Origin of the sequence: Hymenobacter sp. BT18 (assembly GCF_012273015.1) — a bacterium.
GTDB classification, from domain to species: domain Bacteria; phylum Bacteroidota; class Bacteroidia; order Cytophagales; family Hymenobacteraceae; genus Hymenobacter; species Hymenobacter lutimineralis.
In genome coordinates this window covers 3037122-3061646 of record NZ_CP050954.1, presented here as the reverse complement: position 1 = coordinate 3061646, position 24525 = coordinate 3037122, and the positions used below count along the sequence as shown (strand labels likewise).

General features: G+C 58.4%; 23 protein-coding genes. 10 read left to right on the top strand and 13 right to left on the bottom strand.

Translation table 11 applies throughout. From position 1 onward, the window contains the following. The first annotated feature begins 194 nt into the window (after window positions 1-194). Together HER32_RS13145 and HER32_RS13140 are read left to right on the top strand one after the other, a co-directional pair. Window positions 195-656 carry a nuclear transport factor 2 family protein gene (locus HER32_RS13145; RefSeq protein WP_168682192.1) on the top strand — a complete coding sequence of 154 codons (462 nt, stop codon included), beginning with the start codon at window positions 195-197 and terminating at the stop codon, window positions 654-656. Between the two features lie 128 nt (window positions 657-784). Next, the gene (locus tag HER32_RS13140; protein WP_168682191.1) at window positions 785-1348 is read left to right on the top strand and encodes a DUF3841 domain-containing protein; all 564 of its coding nucleotides are present in this window, start codon (window positions 785-787) and stop codon (window positions 1346-1348) included. A gap of 154 nt (window positions 1349-1502) precedes the next feature. Here HER32_RS13140 and HER32_RS13135 read toward each other — a convergent pair whose 3' ends face one another. Then, window positions 1503-2216, bottom strand: a complete 714-nt coding sequence (locus tag HER32_RS13135; RefSeq protein WP_168682190.1) for an SGNH/GDSL hydrolase family protein — start codon at window positions 2214-2216, stop codon at window positions 1503-1505. Window positions 2217-2251: 35 nt separating this feature from the next. Next, a complete protein-coding gene (locus tag HER32_RS13130; RefSeq protein ID WP_168682189.1) occupies window positions 2252-3151 on the bottom strand; it encodes a PD40 domain-containing protein in 900 nt (299 codons plus the stop codon). Between the two features lie 227 nt (window positions 3152-3378). On the opposite strand from HER32_RS13130, the gene HER32_RS13125 reads away from it, so the two are divergent. Then, a complete protein-coding gene (locus HER32_RS13125; RefSeq protein ID WP_168682188.1) occupies window positions 3379-4833 on the top strand; it encodes an alpha/beta hydrolase family protein in 1455 nt (484 codons plus the stop codon). A gap of 210 nt (window positions 4834-5043) precedes the next feature. Here HER32_RS13125 and HER32_RS13120 read toward each other — a convergent pair whose 3' ends face one another. From HER32_RS13120 to HER32_RS13100, 5 genes are all read right to left on the bottom strand, one after another. Then, window positions 5044-7413 (bottom strand): TonB-dependent receptor, encoded by a 2370-nt coding sequence (locus HER32_RS13120; RefSeq protein ID WP_168682187.1) that lies wholly within the window; start codon window positions 7411-7413, stop codon window positions 5044-5046. A gap of 304 nt (window positions 7414-7717) precedes the next feature. Continuing rightward, the gene (locus HER32_RS13115; RefSeq protein ID WP_168682186.1) at window positions 7718-9616 is read right to left on the bottom strand and encodes a hypothetical protein; all 1899 of its coding nucleotides are present in this window, start codon (window positions 9614-9616) and stop codon (window positions 7718-7720) included. Window positions 9617-9671: 55 nt separating this feature from the next. Continuing rightward, window positions 9672-10748: a FecR family protein gene (locus tag HER32_RS13110; RefSeq protein ID WP_168682185.1), complete on the bottom strand. Its 1077-nt coding sequence runs from the start codon at window positions 10746-10748 to the stop codon at window positions 9672-9674. Window positions 10749-10898: 150 nt separating this feature from the next. Then, the gene (locus tag HER32_RS13105) at window positions 10899-11618 is read right to left on the bottom strand and encodes a head GIN domain-containing protein (RefSeq protein WP_168682184.1); all 720 of its coding nucleotides are present in this window, start codon (window positions 11616-11618) and stop codon (window positions 10899-10901) included. A 199-nt stretch (window positions 11619-11817) separates the two neighbouring features. Next, the gene (locus tag HER32_RS13100) at window positions 11818-12399 is read right to left on the bottom strand and encodes an RNA polymerase sigma-70 factor (protein WP_149072053.1); all 582 of its coding nucleotides are present in this window, start codon (window positions 12397-12399) and stop codon (window positions 11818-11820) included. Window positions 12400-12512: 113 nt separating this feature from the next. Between HER32_RS13100 and HER32_RS13095 the strand changes: the two genes are divergently transcribed. Then, window positions 12513-12944, top strand: coding sequence for a copper resistance protein NlpE (locus HER32_RS13095; protein ID WP_168682183.1), 432 nt, complete (start codon window positions 12513-12515; stop codon window positions 12942-12944). Here the strand turns inward: HER32_RS13095 and HER32_RS13090 are convergent, their stop codons facing one another. After that, window positions 12945-14240 carry an MFS transporter gene (locus HER32_RS13090; RefSeq protein ID WP_168682182.1) on the bottom strand — a complete coding sequence of 432 codons (1296 nt, stop codon included), beginning with the start codon at window positions 14238-14240 and terminating at the stop codon, window positions 12945-12947. A gap of 141 nt (window positions 14241-14381) precedes the next feature. Here HER32_RS13090 and HER32_RS13085 point away from each other — a divergent pair, with 141 nt between their 5' ends. The 4 genes from HER32_RS13085 (at window position 14382) to nth (ending at window position 16832) form a co-directional block, all read left to right on the top strand. Then, window positions 14382-14939, top strand: a complete 558-nt coding sequence (locus HER32_RS13085; protein ID WP_168682181.1) for a DUF6799 domain-containing protein — start codon at window positions 14382-14384, stop codon at window positions 14937-14939. Window positions 14940-15198: 259 nt separating this feature from the next. Then, window positions 15199-15834, top strand: coding sequence for an RNA polymerase sigma factor (locus HER32_RS13080; protein WP_149072049.1), 636 nt, complete (start codon window positions 15199-15201; stop codon window positions 15832-15834). Then, complete coding sequence (locus tag HER32_RS13075; RefSeq protein WP_168682180.1) at window positions 15773-16003, top strand: hypothetical protein; 231 nt, start codon at window positions 15773-15775, stop codon at window positions 16001-16003. The genes HER32_RS13080 and HER32_RS13075 overlap by 62 nt, the downstream gene beginning before the upstream one ends. A 127-nt stretch (window positions 16004-16130) precedes the next feature. Beyond that, window positions 16131-16832 carry an endonuclease III gene (gene nth, locus HER32_RS13070; RefSeq protein ID WP_168682179.1) on the top strand — a complete coding sequence of 234 codons (702 nt, stop codon included), beginning with the start codon at window positions 16131-16133 and terminating at the stop codon, window positions 16830-16832. A 45-nt stretch (window positions 16833-16877) separates the two neighbouring features. On the opposite strand, the gene HER32_RS13065 is transcribed toward nth, so the two are convergent. Together HER32_RS13065 and gldB are read right to left on the bottom strand one after the other, a co-directional pair. Next, window positions 16878-18092, bottom strand: coding sequence for a glycosyltransferase family 4 protein (locus tag HER32_RS13065; RefSeq protein ID WP_168682178.1), 1215 nt, complete (start codon window positions 18090-18092; stop codon window positions 16878-16880). An 11-nt stretch (window positions 18093-18103) separates the two neighbouring features. Then, entirely contained in the window at window positions 18104-19111 is a 1008-nt protein-coding gene (gene gldB / locus HER32_RS13060) for a gliding motility lipoprotein GldB (protein ID WP_168682177.1), read from the bottom strand. Between the two features lie 106 nt (window positions 19112-19217). On the opposite strand from gldB, the gene HER32_RS13055 reads away from it, so the two are divergent. Further along, complete coding sequence (locus HER32_RS13055; RefSeq protein WP_149072045.1) at window positions 19218-19874, top strand: porin family protein; 657 nt, start codon at window positions 19218-19220, stop codon at window positions 19872-19874. A 153-nt stretch (window positions 19875-20027) separates the two neighbouring features. Here the strand turns inward: HER32_RS13055 and HER32_RS13050 are convergent, their stop codons facing one another. From HER32_RS13050 to HER32_RS13040, 3 genes are all read right to left on the bottom strand, one after another. Next, window positions 20028-21635: a ribonuclease E/G gene (locus HER32_RS13050; RefSeq protein ID WP_168682176.1), complete on the bottom strand. Its 1608-nt coding sequence runs from the start codon at window positions 21633-21635 to the stop codon at window positions 20028-20030. 332 nt (window positions 21636-21967) lie between these two features. Further along, a complete protein-coding gene (locus HER32_RS13045; protein ID WP_232066252.1) occupies window positions 21968-22855 on the bottom strand; it encodes a tetratricopeptide repeat protein in 888 nt (295 codons plus the stop codon). 75 nt (window positions 22856-22930) lie between these two features. Continuing rightward, window positions 22931-23236, bottom strand: coding sequence for an HU family DNA-binding protein (locus tag HER32_RS13040; RefSeq protein ID WP_073104742.1), 306 nt, complete (start codon window positions 23234-23236; stop codon window positions 22931-22933). A gap of 245 nt (window positions 23237-23481) precedes the next feature. Here HER32_RS13040 and mutY point away from each other — a divergent pair, with 245 nt between their 5' ends. After that, window positions 23482-24510, top strand: coding sequence for an A/G-specific adenine glycosylase (gene mutY, locus HER32_RS13035; protein ID WP_232066251.1), 1029 nt, complete (start codon window positions 23482-23484; stop codon window positions 24508-24510). Window positions 24511-24525: the final 15 nt, after the last annotated feature.

The window sequence follows — 24525 nt, the reverse complement described above, 5'->3', positions numbered from 1 at the left end:
ATGGTGCATAGCCGGAACAACTACTTAGCAAACCGCCAATAGCGGCACCAGTCGGCGCTCAGGCGCAGGTGGCAACCGCCCAGCGGAGCAGGAAGCTCTGTGCTTTGGTTGATGCCACGCTGTGACTTTTGTAATTTACTTACCTTCTGCACTCAAGCCGAGCGGCCTTGGTAAACGAACTACATAGCCACATTATGAAACGTCTCCTCCTACTGGTGCCGGTACTGCTGGTGGCCGGCTCCGCACTGGCCCAACCCACTTCGGCCGATCCTGCTCTCCTGGAAAAAATCCGGCGGCTGGACCTGGCCCACGCCCAAGCCATATTCCGCAGCGACGCGGCCGCCCTGGATAGCCTGATGAACGACGACGTGACCGTCAACCACCCCACCAACCGCATAGTAAAAGAGAAGAAGGAGCTATTGGGCTTAATCAAGCAGGGCGTTATCCGCTACTCCGCCTTCGAGCGCACTCCCGAAAGCTTCCTTTTCTTCAAGGATATGGTTGTTGTTATGGGAGGCGAAGTAGTAGTACCGGCCAAAGGCGCACCCAACGCCGGCCAAAAGCTCCGGCGCCGCTATACCAATATCTGGCTGCTGCAGGATGGCAAGTGGAAGCTAAGCGTCCGGCACGCAAATAACGTTTGTTCGAAAATGTAGTAAGGTAAGCTCGGCGCGTATCTTGGCTCCTACTACCCTTTTACATCGATTTACCTGTCACACATCAGCAACACATAAACAGCTACGTACAATATTAAATTCGTTTTTTAATTTTTTATTAAATAAGTATGACGCTTTGGACCGTACAGAATCTTAAGTTTTATGAAAGCTTATTAACAAATAAGATAATCTATGGCAGAAGAGAGTTTATAGAAGATGAAGGATTTTTATATGGATATCATTGGCTAATGGAGAAAATGGATGATAGAGTTGGCAAACGCCCATTTTCCGGTTGTTATCCGATATGGGCATGGTATCAGTGGGACAATGCTAAAAAGCCTAAGCCCGACTTACGTTTTAATGGGCATTTGCATAAAGGAGAACAGGGGGTTAGAATGGAAATCATCAAGAATGACGAAGATGTCTTACTTTCAGATTTCGAACTTTGGCATTATCCACTATCTCTCGCAAGTTATATTGGGAGCTCAGAAAAAGATGTTGAAGATTTTGAGGATTTACTTGTTAAGAGGAACTTAGACAATACGAGGCTTGAAGAACTACCTAAAAACATTCAACATGATATAATAAAGAGCTGGGACATAGTACTTGATATAGAGTTCCAAAACCCTTACATAACTCAACCAAGAGATAAAAAAATCAATTCAAGCAACATTTTGGTCTCTATCAATTGATGAAATAATAAGAATGGATAAGTTCACTGTACGTTGAATACAATATTCTAACGTAGTATTTTAATAGAAATCAAGCTTTACCATACAATGGTCAATATGCCTTTGTGTTACACATATCAACCAAAGAGATTTTTGGCAAAAGGTTATTGATTTCCTACTTCTTCAGCGCCTTCCCTACCACCTGAGTCCAAGCAGCGTACCCGGCGGGCGTCAGATGGAGGCTGTCAGACTCGTAGAATGCCGGGCGGGGCCGACCGTTGGGACCCAGCAAGGGAGTGGCTGTATCCACGAACCGCAGGTACTTAGGGTGCGCTTCGATATACTGACGGATGAGCTGGTTGGCTTCCTGCACTTTGGGATAGAGCGCCCAGCGTACCGGGCTGGGTTTAATGGCCAGAAACACCAGCGGCACCCGGCGCAGAGGCTGATGCTGGCGCATGCGCTTCTCAAACTCCCGAAAGGAAGCATACACCTGCTGCGGGGTGGCTCCGGCCCCCAGGTCGTTGTCGCCCTCGTAGAGCACTACCTGCCGGGGCCGGTAGCCCAGCACCAGCTCATCAAAAAAGTACAGGGCATCAGGAAAGCGGGAACCGCCGAAGCCGCGGTTGAGCACGGGCAGGCCGGGGAAATCCTGCTGCAGCGTGGTCCATTTACGCACCGAGGAACTGCCATAGAACAGAACGGGCCGCTTGGGCAGCGGCGTAAGGCTGTCCTGCCGGGCGAAGGCGCGCACCTCGGCCGCCCATTGCGCGGGGTTGGTAATAAAGGCGGCCGCCGTTTGGCCGAAGCCACGCAAGCTACCAAGCAGCAATACAGTGAGCACGGCCCACGGGTGCAGGCGGGAGCGGATGCGGGAGAAGGGTGCCATGCCGCAAAATAGCAGACCACGGCTTCTGCGCCTGCTTAGGGCTTCAGCCGCCGCAGAATTTCCCGGGGCAGCTGAAGCTCGGCGACGGGAATCGAATACAAATCTTCGCGGGTTATGACGGTGCCTTCCCGCACGGTGCGGGAGAAATACAGCGTCCGGCCATCGGCCGACAGCAAGGGGCAAAACTCGGAAGCGTCGGTATTTACGGCGGGGCCCAGGTTATGCGGCGGGCTCCAGGTTTTTCCCCGGCGGTAGCTCACGTACAAATCGGTAGCGCCGAATCCGCCGGGCCGGTCCGAGAGAAACCACAGCACTTGGTCGTTGGCGGAAATGTAGGGGTTGCCGTCGGAGCTGGGGGTATTAAGCGGCCAGACCTCGGCGGGCTGATACGCTCCGTTTTTCCAGGCCGAGCGGTAAATATCCGATTTCCCCGGGCCTGCTTTTCGCGTCGAAGTAAAGTACATAGCCCCATTGCGGGCCACGGAGGCGTACGATTCGGAAGTAGAGTCCTGGGAAACAACGGGCACGCGCGCCGGCTCCGACCAGCCCCCACCGGCGGTGCGCTCTACTACCCACACGTCGAAGTTGGGCCGCTCACTGCCCCCGGCCTCCAAGGGGCGCGTCGAGTTAAAGTACAGGCGCCGCCCATCGGGCGAGAAGATGGGGTCAATATCCCGGTAGGCACTGGCAAAGGGTACCGGCGTGGGCGGCTGCCACCGCCCCCCTACCCGCTTGGCCTGCATCAGCCGCAACGAGGTCCGGGTTTTATCGGAATCGGTGAAGTAAGCTTCCTGCCCATCGGCCGACAAGGCCAGGCCAAACACGCCGCCATCGGAAAGGGTATCGGGGGCAAAGAGGCGGGCCTGAGCTGCTGCGCCGTGCGCCAGAGCCAATAGAAATATCCCAACAAGGGCAACCTGCGTAATCCGGCTCATAAAATCGATTATTGGCTATGTTATATACGACAGACCCTGGGGGTCGTCAAAAGCTGCTCTGGCACCATAAAATTCACTAATTACAGGATTATGCAAGGCCTGCTTAGTGGTTTTTTGCTAATTTCCGTAGGAGCAGTTGATGCGGCTGGCAAGTCTGGCCGGGGTTTGATAATTTCAGTCCCGTTTTTTGGAATTCGTGGCAGATTCTTGTCCTTATTTTTCACTTTATGAAGAAACCTATACCCGCGCTTTTCTTCCTCCTCTTGATCTGGTGGGCGCCTGTTCAATTGCTGGCCGGCGGTATCCCACCCGTGCTCAACGGGCAGTGGACGGGCCCGCTGAAAGTGCCCGGCGGCGAAATGGAGCTGATCATCACCATTGTGCCGCTGAGCACCGGGGGGTACTACGCGGCCCTGGACGTGCCCAAGCAGAAGGTGAGCCGGATGCCGGTCGATGCGCAGGTAAAGGGCCGCGACGTGCAGCTGCGCATTGACCAGGCCGGGAGCCGGTTTATTGGCAAGCTCAGCGAGGATGGCAAAATGATGGTGGGCACTTGGCAGCAGCCGGGTCTGACAAGTGAGCTGGTGCTTACGCGCACGGCCACCTCGGCGGTAAACGCCGCTTTCAAAGCAGCGCCACCCTACAAAAAGGAGGAAGTTATTGTGCCCAACAAGGTGGCTAAGCTGCGCCTAGGCGCTACGCTCACTATGCCCAGCGGTACTGGTCCGTTTCCAGCCGTGGCCCTGGTTTCGGATATGGGGGCTCAGGACCGCGACGCTTCCCAGGAGCAGTATCGCATGTTCGCCATCCTGGCCGATTACCTCACGCGCCGCGGCTTCGCCGTACTTCGCTACGACGACCGGGGTGTGGGCCAGAGCCAGGGCAAGTATCTGGCCGCTACCACCGCCGATCTGGTGAGTGATGCGCAGGCGGCGCTGGGCTATCTGCGGGCCCACTACCGCGTGAAGAAAACCCAGGTAGGGCTCATTGGGCACGGCGAAGGCGCTAACATTGCCCTGCTGGCCGCCGCCCAACCCAAAGGCCCCGACTTCCTGATTTCCCTGGCGGGCTACGGGCAGTCGGGGCGGGAGGTACTCCGGCAGCAGCAGGTAGAGATTATGCGGCTGATTGGGGCCAATACGGCGCAGGTGAAAGCCGCGCTGGACCTGGAAGACCGCATGGTGGAAACCATCCGGCAGACGCCCAACAATGCGCTGGCCCGGGCCAAGCTGGGCGTACTTCTCCGCCAGAACAACACCGATATCGACCATACTATGGTGTCGGCCCGCGCCGACCAGCTCACGTCCACCTGGTACCGCTTTTACCTGGATTTCGATCCTTCCGCTCGCCTCAGTGAGGTTAAGTGTCCCGTCCTGGCCCTCAACGGCACCGACGACTTACAAGTGGCTTCGGGCAAGAACTTATCTATCCTCAACAAAGGGCTGCGCAACAGCCCGGAGGTGAAAACGGAAAAGCTGGCCAACATCAACCATTGGTTTCAGCCCCCGCCGGCCGAATGGGCCATGGTGAATGGGCAGCAGCAGCCCGTATTTTCCCCCAAAGCCTTACAGCTCATCAACGACTGGCTGCAAAAGCAGACGCAGCCGGTGGTGTCATCGTCCCTGAAAAGCAAGCTGAACTCCCTCAAGCGCGCCTCCGCCGCCGATAAGCCCCGCGGCTAGGCCCTTTTCTATTTGATAAAACGCCCTGCCGCCTCGTATTCCCGTAGGCGGCAGGGCGTTTTATTGGATGCTCTCAAAGCCGTAAATCGTCCTGCTGAGCTTGTCGAAGCATCTCTACCGCTTCGTTGAATACCAGTAGGCGAAGCGGTAGAGATGCTTCGACAAGCTCAGCAGGACTTTCAGAGCATTTATGAATTCTAAAGCTCGCGCCTAGAACTCCACCCGGTAATTCAGGAAGGGCAGCAGGCCAGTTTGGTAGGCGGTTTCTACCTGCTCGGAATACCGGTCGTAGAAGCGGCCGTAGAGGTTGAGGTGGTTGGTGGCGTTTTGCACATCCAGGGAAATGATGTGCGAAGCCCGGGGGTTGTTTTTCCGGTAGCTCAGGCGCACATCCAGGCGAGAGTAGCTGGGGCCCTGTTCGGCCCATTCCTGCCCCTGCGCGTTGATCTGGTACCCGGCTTCCCTCGACTTCTCTAGGTCTACGGGGGTATAGCGGTTGCCGCCGGCCCAGAGCAGGCGCAGGTTCAGCCCAATGAGGTTGTTGCGCTGCCGGCCTACTTTGAACTCACGCCCGCCCAGCACGTTCAGCACGTAGTGGCCGTTGTAGCGGGTGCCGCGCCACTGCCCGTCGGCGGCCCGGTAGCGAGAGTCGTAGAGGGAGCCGGTAACTTGGTAATAGTACTGGCCGGTGAAGAACTTCTCCAGCGTCACGTCGAGACCGTAGTTGCGGCCCCGCCCGCGGGCCACGAGCGAGTCGGTAGCGGTGCCGCCGCCGTAGTTGAGGGCCGACATGGCGCTGTTCGGGTTCGGCGAAATGCCTACGCGGTAGAGGTGCTGAAAGTAGGGCTCCACCCGCAGGCGCAGGTCTTCGCGCAGCAGTTGGTCGTAGCCCAGCACCACGTGCGCCGCCCGGGCCAGGTCGAGGTTCTTATTGGGCTCAGAGTAGGCTCCTTCGCCCAATGGGATGCGGGTGTAGTAGATGAAGGGGGCCTCGTGCCGGCTATGTAGCCCCAGCCCCGCCGAAAACGACTTAGTTGGCGAAAATGCCCAGCGGGCTCCCACGCGCGGCTCTACGGCACTATGGCCGTTCAGGGCAAAGTACAGAGCATGCAGGCCACTGCTTATGGTAAGCTGCTCGGTGGCGCGGTACTTCCACTGTCCGTAGCCTTGCCAAGTGTTGGCCGTGCCGCGCTGGTCGAGGAACTGCACAAATTGCCCCCCGTAATTATCATCGCGGAAGCCGCTGCGGGCATCAAACCCCAGCCGGCTGGCAATGAAGCCCGCCCGCACGGTATGGCGGGAGCTCAGCTTATGGTTGTAAAGCACGGAGGCCCGCAGCGCCGTACTCACGAATTTCTGGTCGGCATCCGTGACGCGGCCTTCGGTCTCAAACGCATTGCTTTGGAAGGTTTGACGGGAGGCGGAGGCAGAGAGGCTGGTCTCTAGATAAGCCTGCTCCGACAGTGGGTACGTGTACGTGAGGCCCGCTACGCCCATATCTGACCCACTCACCGATTCAAACCGGTCGTAGTAGCGCTTCCAGAGGGTAGTGTCGGTAACGGCGTGCGAGTTGGAAGTACTCAGCCCCCCCACGCCCCAGAGCACCAGCGTGCCGTGCCGCCCCGGCATATTCAGCTTGAAGGACAGATCCTGGTACTTGGGTACTCCGCCCCCGCCCGTCACATCAATGCCAATATCCTTCAGCAGAGCCAGGGAGGAGTAGCGGTAGTTGGCCAGATAAGAGCCTTTGCCGCCCTGCCGCAGCGGACCTTCCACGGCAAAATCAACGCCCAGCACCCCGGCCTGAAAGGCATACTCGCGCTTTTCGTTGTTGCCGCTGCGCAGGCGCACATCAAACACGCCCGACAAGGCATTGCCGTACTCGGCGGGGAAGGCTCCGGTAAAGAAATCGGAGTTGCTGAGCACGTTGGAGCTAAGCACGCTCACGGCCCCGCCGCTGGCCCCTTCCGCCGAAAAATGGTTGGGGTTGGGCACTTCTACGCCTTCGATGCGCCAGAGCAGCCCCCGCGGGGAGTTGCCGCGCACGACTATTTCGTTGCCCAGGTCGTCGCCGGAGGCTACCACGCCGGCCAGGGTTTGGGCCGTGCGGGCCGGGTCAGAAATGCTGGCTGCGTAGCGCTTACTTTCTTCCACCGAAATAGAGCGGGCACTCACGGTAGCCATTTCGTTGCGGGCCGTACCCTTTTCGCGCTCGGCCACCACGCGCACGTCGCCAAGACTGGTATAGGCTTCGGCCAGCCCCACATTCAGTACCAGCTCTTTGCCCGAGCCCAGCAGCAGCTCCGGAATGGTTTGCTCCTCGTAGCCGATAAAGGAAATCTTGAGTGTATGACGGCCCACGGCCACCTTGGTGAGCTTAAAATAACCATCGGCATCGGTGGTAGCAGCTTGGGGTGGGTTGGTATCGAGCACCACGACCGTGGCGCCCACCAGCGGCGTCTGTGATTCGCGGTCGAGGATGCGGCCCCGAATGGTTTGGGTGAGTTCCTGCGCTTGAACCCAGGATATAGATAGCAGCGCAAAGCACAGCAGCAGACTGCGCAATGAAAGAGTTTTCATAGGTAAGAAGAAGAAATGAGCAGACAAAGCGCGGCCCGGGCTGCCCGGAAAAGCAGCGCACAACGAAAAGCCAGAAGGTAGTGGCAGCCGAAGCTGACGGGTGCATCACCCCGCAAACCCTGAACTCAGGAAGTAGCCGGCCGGCTGGTTGCGGGTTTCGTACTTAAGACACGCTTCCCCGCGCTTACCCCTACGGGTAAGCATTTATTTTCTGATATTTTTTATTCACAGCACGAGCAAGCTGTGTGCTGCGTTGGGCCGACGCTATTTCAAGTTCAAGTTTACCGACCTAGCGCGTCGCCAGCTAGAAACGTAACCCGGCGCTGTACCCGGCCCAGACGCGCACCAGCGTAGAGCCACTCAGGTTTTCAGCCAGCAGATGCTGCCCCTCCCCCACTTGCGAGTACACCGCCTGCCGGTCGGCGTCGTAGCGTTGCGACACCAGCACGTTTACTTCGGGCCCGGCTACCAGGCGTATCCGCCCTCCCTTCCACAACGCCCAGCCCACGAGCAGGCGCAACTGGCTTTGCAGGTTGAGCTGTTTTGTCCAGCCGCTGGGCTCTTCGTTTACGTGCAGGGCCAGGGCATCGAGGCTCAGGCTGAACCGCCGCCGCGCTGCCAGCTCCGTGCCCAAGCCGTAGCCCAGACCCCAGCGCAACTGCCCATCGAATGGCTGCGCAGCCCCCACGAATTGTGTGTAGAACCAGGCGCTGCCGCCCAGCTTGAGCGTGGCCAGAGCGGGCCAGGTTTCACTATACAGCACATCGAGGCGGTAGTAGCCATGGCGCACGAAGTTGAGCAGCCCCACGCTGGCCCCGGTTACCGTATCGGCTACGTTGAAGAGGCCAAGCTGCACTCCGCGCACCCGCCGCGCCACGTTGAGCACGCCCGCAGCTTGTACGCCCCTCACCTCAGCCAACGACACGTTGAGCACGCCGGCCGTCTGGACCAACGGGCCCGCGGGTTCCGTCGCATCGGGGCGGGGCGGGCCGGCGTAGTTGAGCACCCCAGCCGCCTGCCAGCCGGCTAAGGGCCGCGCTGCTATGTTCAGCACTCCCGCGAGCTGCAAGCCCCGGCCTCCGCCCCCTACTACGTTTAGCACGCCGGCGCCCTGCAGCCCACCGAGGTGGCGCCCGGCCAGGTTGCCTACCCCAGCCAACTGGCTGCCGCGCACCGTATCACGGTCCAGATTAAGCACCGTCCCCAGCTCCAGCCCGCGCAGGCCGGCGGCATAGCCCACCAGCACGTTGGCGGAATAGCGGTTGACGGCCCGACCGGCCCGTAGCCCATTGGTTCCCAGAGGCGGCACCAGGGTTATCTGCCACGTATGCTCGTCGTACAATGAATTCGCGACGCGCGGAGGGCGTACAGCAGTGCTGGCCAGAGTTGTGTCGCGCGCACGCAGGTTGACTTTGGCCCGCATGATGCTCACGGTAAGGCTGTCGATAAACCGTGAGGCCCGTGCTTGGCGCTGGCGCCAGCGGGCCGAGTCGGGGCTGAGCGCCATGGGCGGCACGGCGGCTACCCGTTGGGCCGTGGTTTTCAGCTGTCGGCCCTTGATTTGGGCCTGGCGTTTCATGGCGACCAGGGTCTGCTGCGCCTTCGCCATGATATTGCCCAGGTTGAAGTAGGCGGCCGTATCAGCCGCCATGTTAATGGTATCGGCCGCGGAAAGCGTTGGGCCTGATAAGTCAGGTACCGGAGTAGCTGCTACGGAAGCCGTGGCATTGGCTGTCGTGGACAGCTGCCGGGCCAGGGGGTACTTTTTCACTCGCACACCCACCCGGCGGGTAGGTAGCGGCCGCAGCGGTACCGCCTGCCGGGGCGGGGCCGGCGGCCCCAGCGGCTTAGGGTAAATGCCGGCTCCTGCCAGCAGCCCTGCCGGGGGCCGGTCATTGGCCCGCCAGAGCACTATCTGCCCTTCCACTACGGCATACGAAAGGCGCAAAGGCCGGCAAAAGGCATCAAGGGTGTAATACAGCGGCCGGGGTGGGCCGGGGGGAATGGTCACGCGGGTTTGGAGCGGGAGCACGGTGCTGCTATAGCTGAATGAGACGCCTCCCTGCCGGCTAAGCTGCCGCAGCACGGTGCTCAGGGGCTGGTTGTCGGCTGTGATGGGCACGGGCCGCTGCAGCACCTGCGGCATCTGCGCCCAGGCCCGCAGGGGCACCCAGCAAAATAGAAACAGAATCAGGTACCGCATACAGACCGCATAGGCCCGCGAAAATACGGGTCCCCAGCATACAGCCTAATCCCAGCTAGGGCTGCGCTGCTCCCGCCGCGGTGCAGCCGGCGCCACGCAGCACGTAGCTGCCATCGGGTTGGGTAGAGAGTTCAGCGCCCAGCGTGAGGCTGAGCACCCGCAGCACCTGCGCGGGGGTAGGAGTTGAGAAAGAGCCCGTGAAGCGGCACGTGAGCACGGCCGAATCAGGCACTGAAACTTGCGTAGCGAAGGTAGTTTCCAGCGTACGCAGCACCTCGGCCACCGTGGCGTTGTCGAAACGCAGCTCTTTTTGCTGCCAAGCCCGGAAGTTGGAGTCGACGGTGAGCGTACGGCGGGCTCGACCGGGCTGCAGGCCCTGCACCACGCCCCGCCGCCCCGGTAGTAGCAATACCGTATCGGCGGGCGCAGACCGGGGCCCGAAGGCTACTTTGCCCGTCACTACAGAAACCTCCACGGAGTCTTCTCCCGGATAGGCCCGCACGTTAAACGAAGTACCCAAAACCTGGGTGCGCGAAGTGGAGCTCAGCACGGTAAAGGGCCGTTGCGGGTTCTTGGTAACTTCGAAAAAGGCTTCCCCCTGCAGCTCTACTTCCCGCTTTCCAGCTTTGAATCCGGCGGCGTAGCGCAGGCTGGACTGGCGGTTCAGCCACACCTTGCTGCCATCGGGCAAGCCCACCACACGCACCACATTGCCCGCCTGCACAGCCAGCATCGGGTAGCTGGCCGGTGCCGCAGGTCGGGTAAGGCGCCACAAGCCTACCACCCCAAGCAGTAGCAGGATGGCCGCCGCTACGCGCAACCAGCCTTGGGCCGCCCACATCGGCACCACGCGTGCTTCGGTATGAGGCACAGTGCCAGAGTTTACCGCTGGTATGTTTTCCCGCGTCCGAAAGCGTTGCCAGGCTGATTCTACATCGGCCTCTGTAAAAATTGGGGCTGGCGGGGTAGCCTGCTCCCAGGCCCGGGTAGTCTCGCGCAGCCATTGCTGCCGCTCGGGCTGGGCCTGCACCCATGCCTGCAGCTCGGCCAGCTCAGCCGGCGTAGCCTCGCCGGCCAGCTGCTTGGCGAGCAGCTCCCAGGGGGCATCAGATGCAGGAATAGGGGAAGACATAACGCGAAGAAACGAAGAGTCAGCCAATGGGCGGCAGCAAGTGGCCAGACTTACCCGCCAAATTCGGGATTTTCCGGCTGAAGCCCCTGACCAGGGCTACGAGAAAAGCGGACGAGCTATTTCGTAGTCCTGGCCAGGGGCCAGCTGACGCTAGTTGGCGTTTAGCACCCGGCCCGAGCCGGATACCTCGGTAGAAATGTTGGGCCGGCCTTTGTAGTACACGTTGCCGCTGCCGCTGATGCGCACCGTCAGGTTGTCGGCTACGCGGACTTTTGCCCGACCCGAGCCGACCAGGTTAACGTCCACGGCATCCGTGTCGAGGTCGTAGCTAGCTACCTCGCCTGAGCCGCTGATGTTGATTTCGTGGTGGCCAGCATTGCCTTCCCACCTTGCTTTTCCCGAACCCGAAATTGTCGTGGTTAGGTTGGTGGCTTGCTCACAAGCCAGATCGGTACTGCCGGAGCCGCTGATGGACACATCGAGGCGGGGCAGCAACCAGGTGTTGGTACTTACGATGTGGCCGGAGCCCGCGAGAACCAGGCGGGTAAGGCGGGGCGTGGTCAGGTACACGCGGATCCGGTCGTGCCTGCGTACGATGGTACGGCCAAAGTCAATGTGTAGCCGGTTGCCATCCACGTCGGTTTCCAGCACGTCGAGAATGTTGCCCTGTGCTTCCACGCGTACTTCCTGGGTGACTCCCTGGGTAAGGTAGACTTCCGCATCAATGGGCAGTTCGACCTCCGTGAATTCCTCAATGGTGCGGGTTTCCGACTGGATGGGGCCGCTGCCCCGCACCGTGGGGCCTAAGATGTCGTTGTGGCAGCCGGCCAGCAGGGCAGCCAGGGGCAACAGAGCAGTGAGCAAACGCATTTTCATAGCAGAAAAGAGGTTGAGTGAAGAGAACAGAAGATGGATTTCCCTTCTAAGACCCGGAACCTCGCCCCTACCCCTACGCGGCTACCAACTTTTTTTAAATCAGTGCCAGTTTGCAGTGCGCTAGTCCCTGCGCAATCCTCCTGACGCTACCCAAACCCATCAACTAACTAGAAAATTGGCGGCCGCCTTCAGGTTAGAACAGCCAGCTGTACAGGTTGCGCAAAACGCCGCTGAGCTGTTGGCGCAAGATGCGTAGGGCCTTGCCCATCTGATTTTCCACCGTTTTAGGCGAGATTTCCAGCGCCTCAGCAATCTGCTGGTAGCTCATTTCCTCGTAGCGGCTCAGCATAAACACGGCCCGGCACTGCGGTGGCAACGCCGCCAGGGCGGCCTCTACCGACTCCGCGGCTTCCTGATGATGCAGGTCTTCATCCGCCGCGTGGCTCACTGGCTCGGCCGCAGCTGGTGCCTGCTCCCAGGCTACCTGGCGCTTGCCCCGCTCTACGTAGCGTAGCGCCGCATTCAGCGCGGCCCGGTATAGGTAAGCCCGGTACGTGGTGCTGATAACGAGCTTTTCCCGGCCTTGCCACACCCGCGCAAATACATCCTGCAGCAAGTCCTCCGTGGCCTCCCGGTCTTGCACCACGCGCTGGATAACCTGCCCCAGCGGCCGGTAAAACTCCCGAAACAACAGCTCCATAAACGCGGCCTCATCGGTGGTGCGCAAATGCACCAACCGGTTTTCCAGCGCGTCGGGAGAAAGGGCAGCAGCCATACGGGCAAGGCAAATAGCGGCCTAAAGCTACGGGTTTCGGCGCGTTTGACGGACACGGATACAGCCGTTGGCGTAGGGCTGCCGTATACTAATTCGCCTACTACTTTTTGCTTATGCTCCGCTCTGCCTATACTGCTTCGTTTGCGCTGCTTTTGTTTGCTGGTTGCCAAGGCCGGGAAAACCCCTACGGCACCGCCCCCCAGAACCCGGCCGCTGAAAAAGAAGCACCTCCGGTAGCGCAAAGCCTGGCGGGCACTTACGCCGATACCGTCCCCTGCCCCGACTGCCGCGGTGTAGCCACTCAACTGCTGCTGAACGCGGATAGCTCGTTTGTGCTGCGGCAAACCTACCTCGATAAGGAGCCCGAGCCCGTAGAGCAGCGCGGAACCTGGCGGGTGCGTGGCCAAGTGTTGAGCTTGCCGCCCAGTGGTTCACACCCGGGCCGGAGCTACTTGGTCAGCAACCCGCAGCAGCTGGTGCTGCTGGACGGCAGCGGCAAACCCATCAACGACTCCAAGCTAGATTACTCGCTGGAGCGCCAATAGTTAGGTAGTAGGCTCTGCGGGTTTTGCCGGCGTCATATCCAGTTCGCGCAGCTTGTCGGCGCGCCAGGCCGTGAACAGCACAACCAGTATCGTCATCGTTCCGCCAAACACCACGGAGGCAGTGGTGCCGAGCCACTTGGCCATGGCCCCCGACTCGAAGGCGCCAATTTCGTTGCTGGAGCCGATGAAGATGTTGTTTACGGCCGACACGCGCCCTTTCATGTGCTCCGGCGTGAAGGTGTGCAGCAACGTTGAGCGCACAATCACCGACACGGAGTCGAACACCCCGGTCAGGAACAGCAGCACCAACGACAGCCAGAAATTGCGCGACAGGGCAAAGCAGATGGTAGCCAGGCCAAAGCCGGCTACGGCCCACAGCAGCTTGCGGCCCGCAAAGCGCCGAAGCGGAAAATACGTCAGCAGCACGGCCATTAGAACGGAGCCCACCGCTGGCGCGGCTTCCAGGTGCCCCAAGCCGGCGGCGCCTACTTTCAGGATGTCTTCCGCAAAAACCGGGAGCAAGGCTACGGCCCCACCGAACAGCACCGCAAACAAATCAAGAGAAAGCGCGGCCAGCACTAACTGGTTGCCAAAGATGAACTGCAGGCCACTCAGGATACTGGTTTGGAAATCCAGCCGCTCGCCCATACGGGCTGGCAAAGGGCGCGAAGTCAGGCTGCCGAACATAGTTAGGGCCAGGACCAGCAGCCCCGTCGATACGGTGTAGGCGCTGGCTACGCCCGCGTGTGCAATCAGGTAGCCCCCCAAGACGGGCCCCAGAACGGAGGATGCCTGCCAAGTGGTGCTGTTCCAGGTAACAGCATTGGCCAAGTGCTCCTTGGTGGGCAGCAACTGGGGCATGAAGGAAAACAGCGCCGGCCCCAGAAAACCCCGGGCAATGCCACTCACGAAAATAACGGCGTAAATAGGCCATGTACCTAGCTGGTCTTTGCTCAGCAACGGCAGCCCAGCAGGAGATGCCAGCAGCGTGAGGGTAGCGGCGCAGAGCAACAGCACCGCCACTGCCGTCACAATGATATTCTTGCGCTTCACCGAATCGGCCACATGCCCGGCGTAGAGAGATACGGCAATACTGGGAATGGCCTCCGTCAGCCCGATTAGTCCCAGCTTCCATGGGTCACCGGTTAGTTTAAACAGCTGCCAGCTCACCACCAGCCCCTGCACGCGGGTAGCCACCACAAACAGCGCGCGGGCACTTATAAACCGCTGGAATTCCGGCAAGCGCAGCGCAGCATAAGGATCATGACCGGAACGGGAAGCAGCAGATTGAGGCATAAGAAAGGGCAGGCGTGATGGGGTAAAGGTAGCGCCTGCCCTCCGGGCTCACCAGCACAACGGGTGGGTTTTACCTTCTTGGCCGCAATTGCGTACTAGGCCCACACCTTGGTCAATTATCTACGTTTAGCCCGCTCCGCCATGCTCCGTCTTTTCCTCTTCCTGTTTTTCTTGACTTCCGCCGTTACGCCCGTCTGGGCCCAGACGCCTGCTGCTTCTCCCGCCAAACAGCCCGTGAAAACGGCTTTAAAAGATGGGGCATTTCGGCGCAAGGGTACCATGATGCGCATTCAAGGAGGTAAAGTGACGCCGCTGACGGCCCCGCTGAAACTCGCCAATGGCACTACCGTGTACACCGATGGCCGTATCGTCTCCAAGAATGGCACCCAGCGGCTGACCAATGGACGCGCCATCAATATGCAGGGAGATGTTGTCGGCTTCAATGATGATATGCTTTCCGCGGCCACCATTCAACAGCTGGATGAGCAGGTAACGGGCTATAAGGGCACCACAGTAGTAATGCCCAATGCCCTATCGGCCGAGACCCTAAAGGCTCTGGCCCGAGTGGAGCGCAAAGCTACCCTCGTGCAGCAGCTCACGGAAAAGCTAGCCGAGCGCGCTGCGCAGGCAGTTCCGGTATCGGAAGAAGCCACCCGAATCAATGCGGAGCTGAACACGCTCGATAAGCAGTTGCAATAAGCGGCAACGCTCTTTTTCCTCCCTGCTACGGCACGGCCGCTGCCGACGGTCCAGCAGGCTATAACGCGCGCTTGCCGAGCTTCGTGAAGAACGCGTGAAAAAAATATTGCTTTTGGCTCTGGCCGGCATTGTGTTTGGTCGGCTGGTTTTCTACATTTGGACAGGAGTCAGTTCCGAATCCCCGAATTTTATTCCCCTTCTTCGTCTCTAGCTGCACAATATGGCCTAAAGCTCTACGTTCCCTAACCCGTAGCCCTTTATGGAAACCATGCAGCCGAGCGACTCCGCGTTGATTTCGCTCTATATCAGCGGACAAGAAGATGCCTTTGCCCTTTTACTGGAACGGCACAAAAGCCGCGTATTCACCACCATCATGCTGATTGTGCGGGATACCGACGTGGCGGATGATCTGCTGCAGGATACGTTCATCAAGGCGGTGCATACCATGAAAAGCGGCCGTTACAACGAGGAGGGCAAGTTCTCGTCGTGGATCTGCCGCATTGCCCACAACTTAGCCATTGACTTTTTCCGCCGGGAGAAACGCAGCCCGCTCCAGAACCTGGATACGACCAGCCACACCTTCAACTCGCTGTCGTTGGCGGAAGAGGGGGCTGAAGCTGCGCTTACCCGCGAGGAAACCTATGCTCAGTTACGGGAGTTAATACAGGACCTGCCGCCGGCCCAAAAGGAGGTGCTCATTATGCGTCATTACGGCGACATGAGCTTCCAGGAAATTGCCGACGCGACGGGGGTGAGCATCAATACGGCGCTGGGGCGTATGCGCTACGCGCTGATCAACCTGCGGAAGAAAATGTCCGCGCAACCCGTTTTCTATGATCAAAACCTTTACCCACGAGAAACTCCTCCGGTACGTGTACAACGAATTGCCGGCTGATGAACAGTCAGAAATAGAGCAGGCCTTGGTGCACGACGCCGACCTCGCCGCCAAGTGCGCCGATCTGCTCCTCGCCCAGCGCGCCCTCGACTCCCTGCGGCAAACACCACGCAGTGCCACAGTGCAGAACATTCTGCAGTATTCCCGCACGTTTCTGACTGCCAGCTGATTTTCCGCTTTGGCTCTGTTTCGTCCGGTACTCCGGCCACCTCTCCGTGTTTCACGAAGGAGGCGGTTGGAGTACCGGATGACGTTTTTTTGGTTGAACTTGCGGGCTGATCCTGTCCCGTGCCGTTATGCGTAAAGCCGAGCGTTTTCAGCGTTTCCTGGAGTATTTCACCACGCACTTCCCCGAGCCCGAAACGGAGCTGGCTTACGGCAACCCCTACGAGCTGATTGTGGCCGTGGTGCTCAGCGCCCAGTGCACCGACAAGCGGGTAAACTTGATTACCCCGGAGCTTTTCCGCCAGTTTCCTACGCCTGCTCACTTGGCCGCCGCCACTGCGGAGGATATCTTTCCCTTTATTCGGAGTGTCTCCTACCCTAATAACAAGGCCAAGCATCTGGCGGGCCTGGGCCGGCTGCTGGTGGAGGAATTCAACGCGGAAGTGCCGAGCAGCCTGGAAGAGCTGCAGCGCTTGCCCGGTGTAGGACGCAAGACGGCCAATGTGGTCATGTCCGTCATCTACAACCAGCCGGCTATGGCCGTGGATACGCACGTTTTTCGCGTGTCGCACCGATTAGGCTTGGTACCTAAAACTGCCAAAACACCGCTGGCAGTAGAAAAAGAACTGGTTCGCTACATTTCCGAAAGCCTTATTCCGAAGGCGCATCACTGGCTTATTCTGCACGGCCGCTACATTTGCGTAGCGCGGCAGCCTAAGTGTAGCATCTGCCCGCTTACCAATATCTGCGCTTACTACGCCCGCCAGGTAGCGCCACTGGTTAAGAATATACCAAGCCTTCCTGCGGAGGAAAACGGGCTTCCCAGCGCCTAAACGCAGACTCGATCTGCCGCTTAGTATAAAAAGGTCGAAAACCAGTTATACATGGTTTGTTGACTTGGCTGCTTCTTCCAGCGTGCGTTGAACAATGGCTGCTATACTGGCCCTATCGAAATACTTCTTGGCAGCTAATTGCCCGCGCTGTCCGGCGGCCTGAACGTCCTCCGGGCTGCTAATAAGCTTGTGCAGGTGCTGTGCTAGTGCTAGTGGCTGTTTGGCGGGCACGTACCACCCTACTCCATGCTCCTGCACAAAGGCCCGCGTCCACCCTTGGTTGGTAACCACCACGGGGGTGCCCACGGCAAGGCTGTCGTAGAACTTAGCCGGGGAGTTGGCATCCAGCACGGGCAGTTCCAGAAAGGACGCGACGGAGATATCCGCCAGCTTGAACCAGGCAAACACCGCATGGCGGGGCTGGGGCGTAAGCAGCCGGATGCCCGGGCACCGCGCAGCCCCTTCCCGCACCTGCGGCTCGTAATACCCCAATCCCATAAATACCCAGCAGATACTGGCATCCAGGGCTGCAAGCTGCTCAGCTGCTTCTATCAGGGTAAGGATGTCATTGGCCCGACCAAAAGTACCAGCGTACAGCACAACTTTTTTTCCCGCCAGGTCATGGGCTTGCCGCAGCTCGGCTACGGCTTGCTCAGTAGCGGCGGCCGCCAGGTCCAGATCAGTACCGTTCAGCACCGTGGTGATTTTCGCCGCCGGAATGCCCAAGCCCTGTACATAGGAGGTCATGTCGGGCGACAAAGGCAAAATGTGCTTTGCCGATTGATAAAGCCCTTTTTCCAGCGCAAACAGGCGACGCTGGGCAAATGGGCTGGGCACTGCCCCCATGGCAATAGGAAAAGAGGGCCACAAGTCCTGCACTTCAAACACCCACGGTACCCGCCGCAGTCGGGCAACCTGAGCGGCTGCCCAGGCCGCCGTAAGCGGGGTGCTGATGCCCCATATCACGTCGGGTTTTTCGAGCCGCAGACCTTCCCGCAGGGCATAGGCCGCGTATTGCGCAAACGACAAGGCGCGGCGGGCAGGGCCCATCTTATTGTCATAGGGCACGTTTGCCGCCCGCATCGTAACGCCAGCTGGCAGCCAGGGAAACTGCTCCGTAAGGCGCTGGCTTTCCCACGTGCGCGTCGTAATCAGTGTAACGCGGTGGGTGCTGGCAATATGCCGCAACAGGGAGTAGTGCCGGCTGGTGGCCGGGCAGTCGGGGTTGGTGTGGTACTGGCTGAAGACGGCAATATGCACGAGGGAGGCCGTTAGCGCTTCTTTGGCCGGTACTTCGACTGCGTCAGAATACGCTGGGCATCCTTTTCGGCCATTAGCTGCTTGAGCGACACATTGGGGTGCTCAGCCATGTATTTGCGCACAATCTGCCAGCCCAGCCAGGCACCCACCCGGCCGGGGGCCGTGCGGTCAATTTCGGGTGTATTGGGCCGTTCTCCCACGTATTTCTGAATCACAAATGGTGTAGTCGAGTACAACAGGTTCTTCTCAATGAAATGGCCCCACACCTTGGCTTCGTTGTACTGCAGTCCCTCCAGTTCGCGGCTGGTATAGCCAATGAGTAGGGAGTCGGAGGTACAAGGCAGCATTTTCTCGGTGAAGTAAAGCGCTTTACCAAACTGCACCATTTCGCTCAGCATCGTTGGGCTACCAGCCAGGCGCTGGTTGTACTTGGTAGATACTGCCTGCATCACCGTGGGCAGCACATGGGCCGGGGTATAGCGGCGCAAGATGTATTCAGGGACATTCGGACGGTAGCTTGCCTTAGGTCCCACAAAGAAGTCCAGCCCCAGCACCAGCAGGCTGTCGTTTACAAAGACGTCCTGGCTGAGCCCGCTCACAAACAAGTTGACGGGCGGCACCCGGAAATCGGGAAACTCGTAGCGCACGTGCTGAAAAGCCTGGTGCAGCTGCTGACGCAGGGCAGCCGTATCTTTAAACGCCGCTTCCGTTTCCCGGGCCAGCTTTTGCAGGCCGGCATTCGTGGCCAGCTGCGTGAGGCGCTGATCCAGCAGATTATCGGACGGGAACTGGCGGCGCTGCAGAAACTGATCAGCGAAACGTGGGTGAGCGTTCAGAAACTGTTGTGCATCGGCGGGGTTCTTGATTTGAAAAAATGGCTGAATCAGGCTTTCCATATGCACCGGGGCAGCCACGCGGGCTACCTCGGGGTTTTGCTCACACTGCGCCGTATCACGGCCACAGCCTGCCAGCGCCGTCAGCATACCGATTCCCAGCGCCATTCGGAATACTCCCTGCATACAAGTTTGATTGAAGTTCACGTTTCTATCTTTGGGGCGAAATTAGCCAAAACCGAACGCCGCAACGTAGGCGCTAGTATCTGACCCTTCATTTCTTTGCTGCTTTATGAAAAAACTCTTTCTAGCGCTCCTGACCGTAGGATTTTCGGCTTCGGCGGCTTCGGCTCAGGTGGAAATCGGCCTACGCCTTTCGCCCGCTGTTACTTCCCTACGCGCCGACGGCTCGGCCAACAACTTCGAAGGCAAGTCCAAACTCAGCATTGGGGGTGGGTTGGTGGTCGATTACTTCTTCGGCGAAAACTACGCCTTTAGCACCGGCCTCGACCTAGTGGGCAAAGGCGGCAAGCTGACGTACACGGATGGCTCTAACCGGGAACTGAAAGTAGGGGCGCAGTATCTGCAGCTACCGCTTACCATTAAGCTGTTTACCAACGACATAACCACCGACACCAAGCTATACTTCCAGCTGGGCGGCTACCTGGCCGGCAACATCGGCACCCGCATCGACGGGGAAAAGGAATTTAAAGACCCCGGCTCCGGCGAGACGTTCAAGAGCAACAAGTTTCTGCTGATACCTGACGCCGGCGTACTGGCGGGCTTCGGCGCCGAGTACCAGGTAGGCCAGAGCACCAAGGTATTCGCCGGCCTGCGCTACCAGCGCGGCCTGCCCAACATCGACAACTACTTCGGCGACGAGCGGAAATTCAGCAACGTGGTCATCAAGAACAGTGAGTTTGCCCTGGACCTGGGCATGAAGTTCTAAAAAGGTAAATGGCTGAATGGCTAACCCATTAATCGGTTACCCGAACCAGCCTTCAGCCAAAAGCCTAGTTAACGGAAAACGCCCGCGTTGCTTTCAGCAGCGCGGGCGTTTCTTCTACTTGTCAGGCGGGGTTTCGCAGAAAACGGCCGTCAATTATTCTACAATTTCCACTTCGCGGTCCTGCAGTCGGCTCATGGCCGCTGCTGCCGAGTGCAGCTCAATTTCTTCGCCGTACTCGTCCTCGATGCGGTATTCGGTAATGCCGAGGGAAGTGTCTTTCATCACTTTCACCCATTTGTAGTACTTCAGATACCACTTCATCTGGCGGCTCACCAGACCTTTGGTATAGTAGGCATGCAGGAACGGGTGCACGTTCAGCGTCACGCCTGACTGGTTTTGCGTCACCAGCAGGTCCTCGATGCTGTTGTCGATTTCGTCCGTTACCAGAATAGAAGCCGAAATCTTGCCCGTGCCCCCGCAGGTAGGACATACCTCGCCCGTTACGATATTCTCGGCGGGGCGTACGCGCTGCCGGGTTATCTGCAAGAGGCCGAACTTGGTGATGGGCAAAATGGTAAAGCGTGCTTTATCGTGCTTCATCACATCCTTCACGGCATCCTCTACCTTTTTCCGGCTTTCGGCCGACTTCATGTCAATGAAATCGACGACGATGATGCCGCCCATGTCGCGCAAGCGGAGCTGACGGGCTACTTCCTTAGCAGCCAGCATATTGATCATCAAGGCAGTAGCCTCTTGGTCGCCTTCCTGGTTGCTCTTGTTGCCGGAGTTTACGTCCACTACGTGCAGGGCCTCGGTGTGCTCAATGACGAGGTAGCCGCCGCCGGGCACCGTCACAGTTTTGCCAAACAGCGACTTAAGCTGCTTTTCAATGCCGTGCTGCTCAAACACCTTCACTTTGGCGTTGTGCAGCTTGAGCAGGCCTACCTTATCGGGAGCAATCTTTTGCAGGTAGCTGCGCATCTCCTCGTACATCGGGGGCGAATCCACGATGATGGAGTCGAACGACTCGTTGAGCATATCCCGCAGCATGGAGCTGCTTCGGCCCAGTTCGCCCAGCACTTTCTCGTTGGGCTTGGCCTTACGCAGCGTCTGGAACAGCTGTTGCCAGTTGTCCACCATGCTTTGCATGTCTTTGTCGAGCTCAGCCACTTCGCGGCCTTCGGCCACGGTGCGAATGATGACGCCGAAGTTTTCGGGCTTGATGGAGGCAATGAGGCGCTTAAGCCGCTCCCGCTCCGTCTTGCTCACGATTTTCTTCGAGACACTGATGGTATTGGAAAAAGGCACCAACACGAGGTAGCGGCCGGCCATGGAAATATCCGTGGACAGGCGCGGCCCTTTGGTCGAAATTGGCTCCTTGATGATCTGAACCAGCAGCTGCTGGCCCTTTTTCAGGGTGTCGGCTATTTTGCCAACCTTGTCGAGCTGCCCGTCAAACTGAAAGGTTTTGAGCGGCCCAACGGCAATTTTCTGCGAATGAACGCCCTTCACCCACTTATTGAGCGAGGGAAAGTTTTCCCCCAGATCTCCGTAGTGCAGAAAGGCGTCTTTTTGGTACCCAATGTCAATGAACGCGGCGTTCAGACCGGGCATAACTTTCTTGACCGTACCCAGGAAGATGTCACCAACCGAATAGTTGGTGTCGTTGCGGTCGAAATGATATTCGATGAGCCGCTTGTCCTGTAGCAGGGCAATCCGTTCTCCGTCCTGAGTAGAATTAATGATTAATTCGTTACTCAATGGATTAAGCGGTTAAGCAGCATACCTGAGCACATGGCCGCGTGTGCAGCCCAGAAACCCGTAAAGGGAAGCCAGTGCGTAGAGCACCAGCTTCCCTTCCAAGCCTCGGGGAAAGCGCACGATTAGCCACTCTCGGGGATACTAAATGAGAGATAGACGGACGCTTAGTCGACAGCCCGTGGCTGCTACGCCCGCCAGCAAACCCCGGAAGGCTTACTTCTTCTTGTGACGGTTCTTGCGCAGACGCTTTTTGCGTTTGTGGGTAGCAATCTTATGACGCTTTCTTTTTTTACCGCAGGGCATGGGTTAAAAGGGTTAGGTTGAAGAAATGATTATTGCAGCTTCTGCAATTCCTGGTCGACCGACGCCGAAAGGGCCGGGTCGGTGCTGTTTTGTTTGACTTGCGTAAATACCTTACGTGCCTCCGCCCGGTTACCGGTTTGGGCCAAGGAAACGCCGAGGTAAAACTGACCGCTGACGTTATCGGGATGGTATTTCACCAGCTCCCGGAAACGCTCCACGGCTTTTTCGGCCTGGTTGCTCTGCAAGGACAGCACCCCCAAATTGTAAAGGGCCTTTTCATTGCGAGGGTCTGTAGCCAGCACCTCACGCAGCATCACTACACCCTGTACCGGGTTGTCGCTGGCCATGTACGCCATACCCAAATTGGTTTTGGCGTCGAGGTTGTCCGGATTATTTTTCAGCACCCGCTGGTACAGTTCGCGGGCCTTGGCGCTGAGGGCCTTGGCCCGCTCCTCGGTAGCAGCGAAGCTAAACGCCTCGAAGTACTGGTCAGCCGCTTTTTTCCACGCTTGCTCGCCAGGACGGGCTACAGCTACTTGCTCGTAGTAATAACCGGCACTGTCGAACTTGGTGACGGCCGCGTACTTAGCGGCCAGGTCTGAGGCCAAGCGGAGCTTGGTAGTGGCATCGGCCGCGGCGTAACGAGCACGTAGCTGAGCCAGCTCTTTCTGCTGGGCCGGCGTAGCACTCATATGCGGCTGCTCAGCCGTTCCACCCATTGCGGCCGCGCCGTCTACGGAAGCCGTGGAAGGAGCCGCAGCCCCCTGGTCGCGGTTGGCCGTGCGCGCCGCCGTTTGCGCCAGCTCACTTTTTCCCTCCTTTGGCTTCACAATTCCCTTAGGCAGCATAAACAATGCTCCCACTACCGCCAGGGCGACAAGGAGTAACAGAAGTTGGTGCGAGGAAATACGAGCCATTCGGAGAAAAAAGCAGGCCGCCCGGCTTTCCAGGAAAACCTAGCGGCGCTGCCACAATGTTACGAAGAAACGAACTTATGCCTGAGCCAGCTCCTTGATCTTCTTGCTGTTTTTGATTTTGCCGATGAAAGTCTTCGACGGCTTAAAGCTGGGGATGAAGTGCTCGTCGATGATAATCGACGTGTTTTTTGAGATGTTGCGGGCCACTTTCTTCGCGCGCTTTTTGTTTACGAAGCTGCCAAAGCCACGCACGTAAATGTTGTTGCCGTCAGCCATTGAATCCTTCACGACTTTGAAGAAAGCTTCTACGGTAGCCGAAACGTCGGCTTTCTCGATGCCGGTTTTATCGGCAATTTCGGCAATTACTTCTGCTTTAGTCACGCTGGTAAGTGTACTATGGAGTGAAAAAAAAGTGCGGGCAAACTACCCCGATTCAAGACGTAAGCCTTTGCCCAATAGGCGGTTCGATTGCGAATTGGGGCCACAAAGGTAGCCCCCTTTTTTTGTTTTACAAGCGTTTCCCCGTATTCCGTTCCCTCCCGGGGCTTTTTTACAACCCTTTCGTCTTCAAGTTCTTGGCTCTATCCACTTCTCTACCAGCTTCGTCCCTTTTTGCTCCCGCTCTGTTGGCCTGGTATCCCCGCCACCGCCGCGACCTGCCCTGGCGCCATACCCGTGACCCCTACGCCATCTGGCTGTCGGAGGTTATTCTACAGCAAACCCGTGTAAAGCAGGGCCTTCCCTACTTCCTGGATTTCATGGCTTCTTACCCCACGGTGCAGGCGCTGGCTGCTGCCCCGGAAGACGAGGTACTGCGCCACTGGCAAGGGCTGGGCTACTACTCCCGGGCCCGCAACATGCACCATACCGCCCAGCAGATAGTGCGGGAATATGGGGGCGAGTTCCCCGGCACCTACGATGGCTTACTTAAGCTGCGCGGCGTCGGGCAGTACACGGCGGCGGCTATTGCTTCTTTTGCCTACGACGAAAAAGTAGCGGTGCTGGATGGTAACGTGTACCGGGTGCTGGCTCGCGTGTTCGGCATCAGCGCCGACATAGCCGCCCCCGCCAGCCGGAAGATATTCCAACAGCTGGCCGACTCGCTGATTCCCGCCGAGCATCCCGCCGAATTCAACCAGGCTATAATGGAGTTTGGCGCCCTGCAGTGCACCCCTGCCAAACCCGACTGCCTGTTTTGCCCGCTGCAAAGCACCTGTTTTGCTTTTCAGCATGGCTTGGTGCAGGAGCTACCCGTGAAAAGCAAGGCCAAAGCTTCCCGCACGCGCTACTTTCACTACTTAGTGCTACGCTACCAGGATCTGGTATACATGCGCAAGCGTACGGGCAAAGACATCTGGCAGGGGCTTTACGATTTTGCCCTGGTAGAAACCGAATTGCCCGCCATTGCTCCAACCACGCTGCTGGATGCCGTGGCCGCGCTGGGAGCCACCCTGGCCATTAACCATGCAGAGGAGCCCAGCGCTATCTTCCGGCATGTGCTCAGTCATCAAAAGCTGGAAGTTCGTTTCCACTCCCTGGCGCTGCAGGCTCCCCTCTCCGACCAGCAGCTGCGCGTGACCGGCCTGCAGCCCTTCACGCAGGCGGAAGTGGAAAGCCTACCCAAACCAATCCTTATTACTAATTATATTAGCTGATATATTTGGCTAATA

Bases quoted from the DNA above. Each gene is read 5' to 3' on its own strand.
- HER32_RS13045 (WP_232066252.1), bottom strand. From the start codon at position 22,855: ATGGCTCGTATTTCCTCGCACCAACTTCTGTTACTCCTTGTCGCCCTG.
- HER32_RS13130 (WP_168682189.1), bottom strand. From the start codon at position 3,151: ATGAGCCGGATTACGCAGGTTGCCCTTGTTGGGATATTTCTATTGGCT.
- HER32_RS13110 (WP_168682185.1), bottom strand. From the start codon at position 10,748: ATGTCTTCCCCTATTCCTGCATCTGATGCCCCCTGGGAGCTGCTCGCC.
- nth (WP_168682179.1), top strand. From the start codon at position 16,131: ATGCGTAAAGCCGAGCGTTTTCAGCGTTTCCTGGAGTATTTCACCACG.
- HER32_RS13100 (WP_149072053.1), bottom strand. From the start codon at position 12,399: ATGGCTGCTGCCCTTTCTCCCGACGCGCTGGAAAACCGGTTGGTGCAT.
- gldB (WP_168682177.1), bottom strand. From the start codon at position 19,111: ATGCAGGGAGTATTCCGAATGGCGCTGGGAATCGGTATGCTGACGGCG.
- HER32_RS13140 (WP_168682191.1), top strand. From the start codon at position 785: ATGACGCTTTGGACCGTACAGAATCTTAAGTTTTATGAAAGCTTATTA.
- HER32_RS13125 (WP_168682188.1), top strand. From the start codon at position 3,379: ATGAAGAAACCTATACCCGCGCTTTTCTTCCTCCTCTTGATCTGGTGG.
- HER32_RS13135 (WP_168682190.1), bottom strand. From the start codon at position 2,216: ATGGCACCCTTCTCCCGCATCCGCTCCCGCCTGCACCCGTGGGCCGTG.
- HER32_RS13105 (WP_168682184.1), bottom strand. From the start codon at position 11,618: ATGCGTTTGCTCACTGCTCTGTTGCCCCTGGCTGCCCTGCTGGCCGGC.
- HER32_RS13145 (WP_168682192.1), top strand. From the start codon at position 195: ATGAAACGTCTCCTCCTACTGGTGCCGGTACTGCTGGTGGCCGGCTCC.
- HER32_RS13090 (WP_168682182.1), bottom strand. From the start codon at position 14,240: ATGCCTCAATCTGCTGCTTCCCGTTCCGGTCATGATCCTTATGCTGCG.
- HER32_RS13055 (WP_149072045.1), top strand. From the start codon at position 19,218: ATGAAAAAACTCTTTCTAGCGCTCCTGACCGTAGGATTTTCGGCTTCG.
- HER32_RS13115 (WP_168682186.1), bottom strand. From the start codon at position 9,616: ATGCGGTACCTGATTCTGTTTCTATTTTGCTGGGTGCCCCTGCGGGCC.
- HER32_RS13120 (WP_168682187.1), bottom strand. From the start codon at position 7,413: ATGAAAACTCTTTCATTGCGCAGTCTGCTGCTGTGCTTTGCGCTGCTA.
- HER32_RS13085 (WP_168682181.1), top strand. From the start codon at position 14,382: ATGCTCCGTCTTTTCCTCTTCCTGTTTTTCTTGACTTCCGCCGTTACG.
- HER32_RS13080 (WP_149072049.1), top strand. From the start codon at position 15,199: ATGGAAACCATGCAGCCGAGCGACTCCGCGTTGATTTCGCTCTATATC.
- HER32_RS13095 (WP_168682183.1), top strand. From the start codon at position 12,513: ATGCTCCGCTCTGCCTATACTGCTTCGTTTGCGCTGCTTTTGTTTGCT.
- HER32_RS13075 (WP_168682180.1), top strand. From the start codon at position 15,773: ATGATCAAAACCTTTACCCACGAGAAACTCCTCCGGTACGTGTACAAC.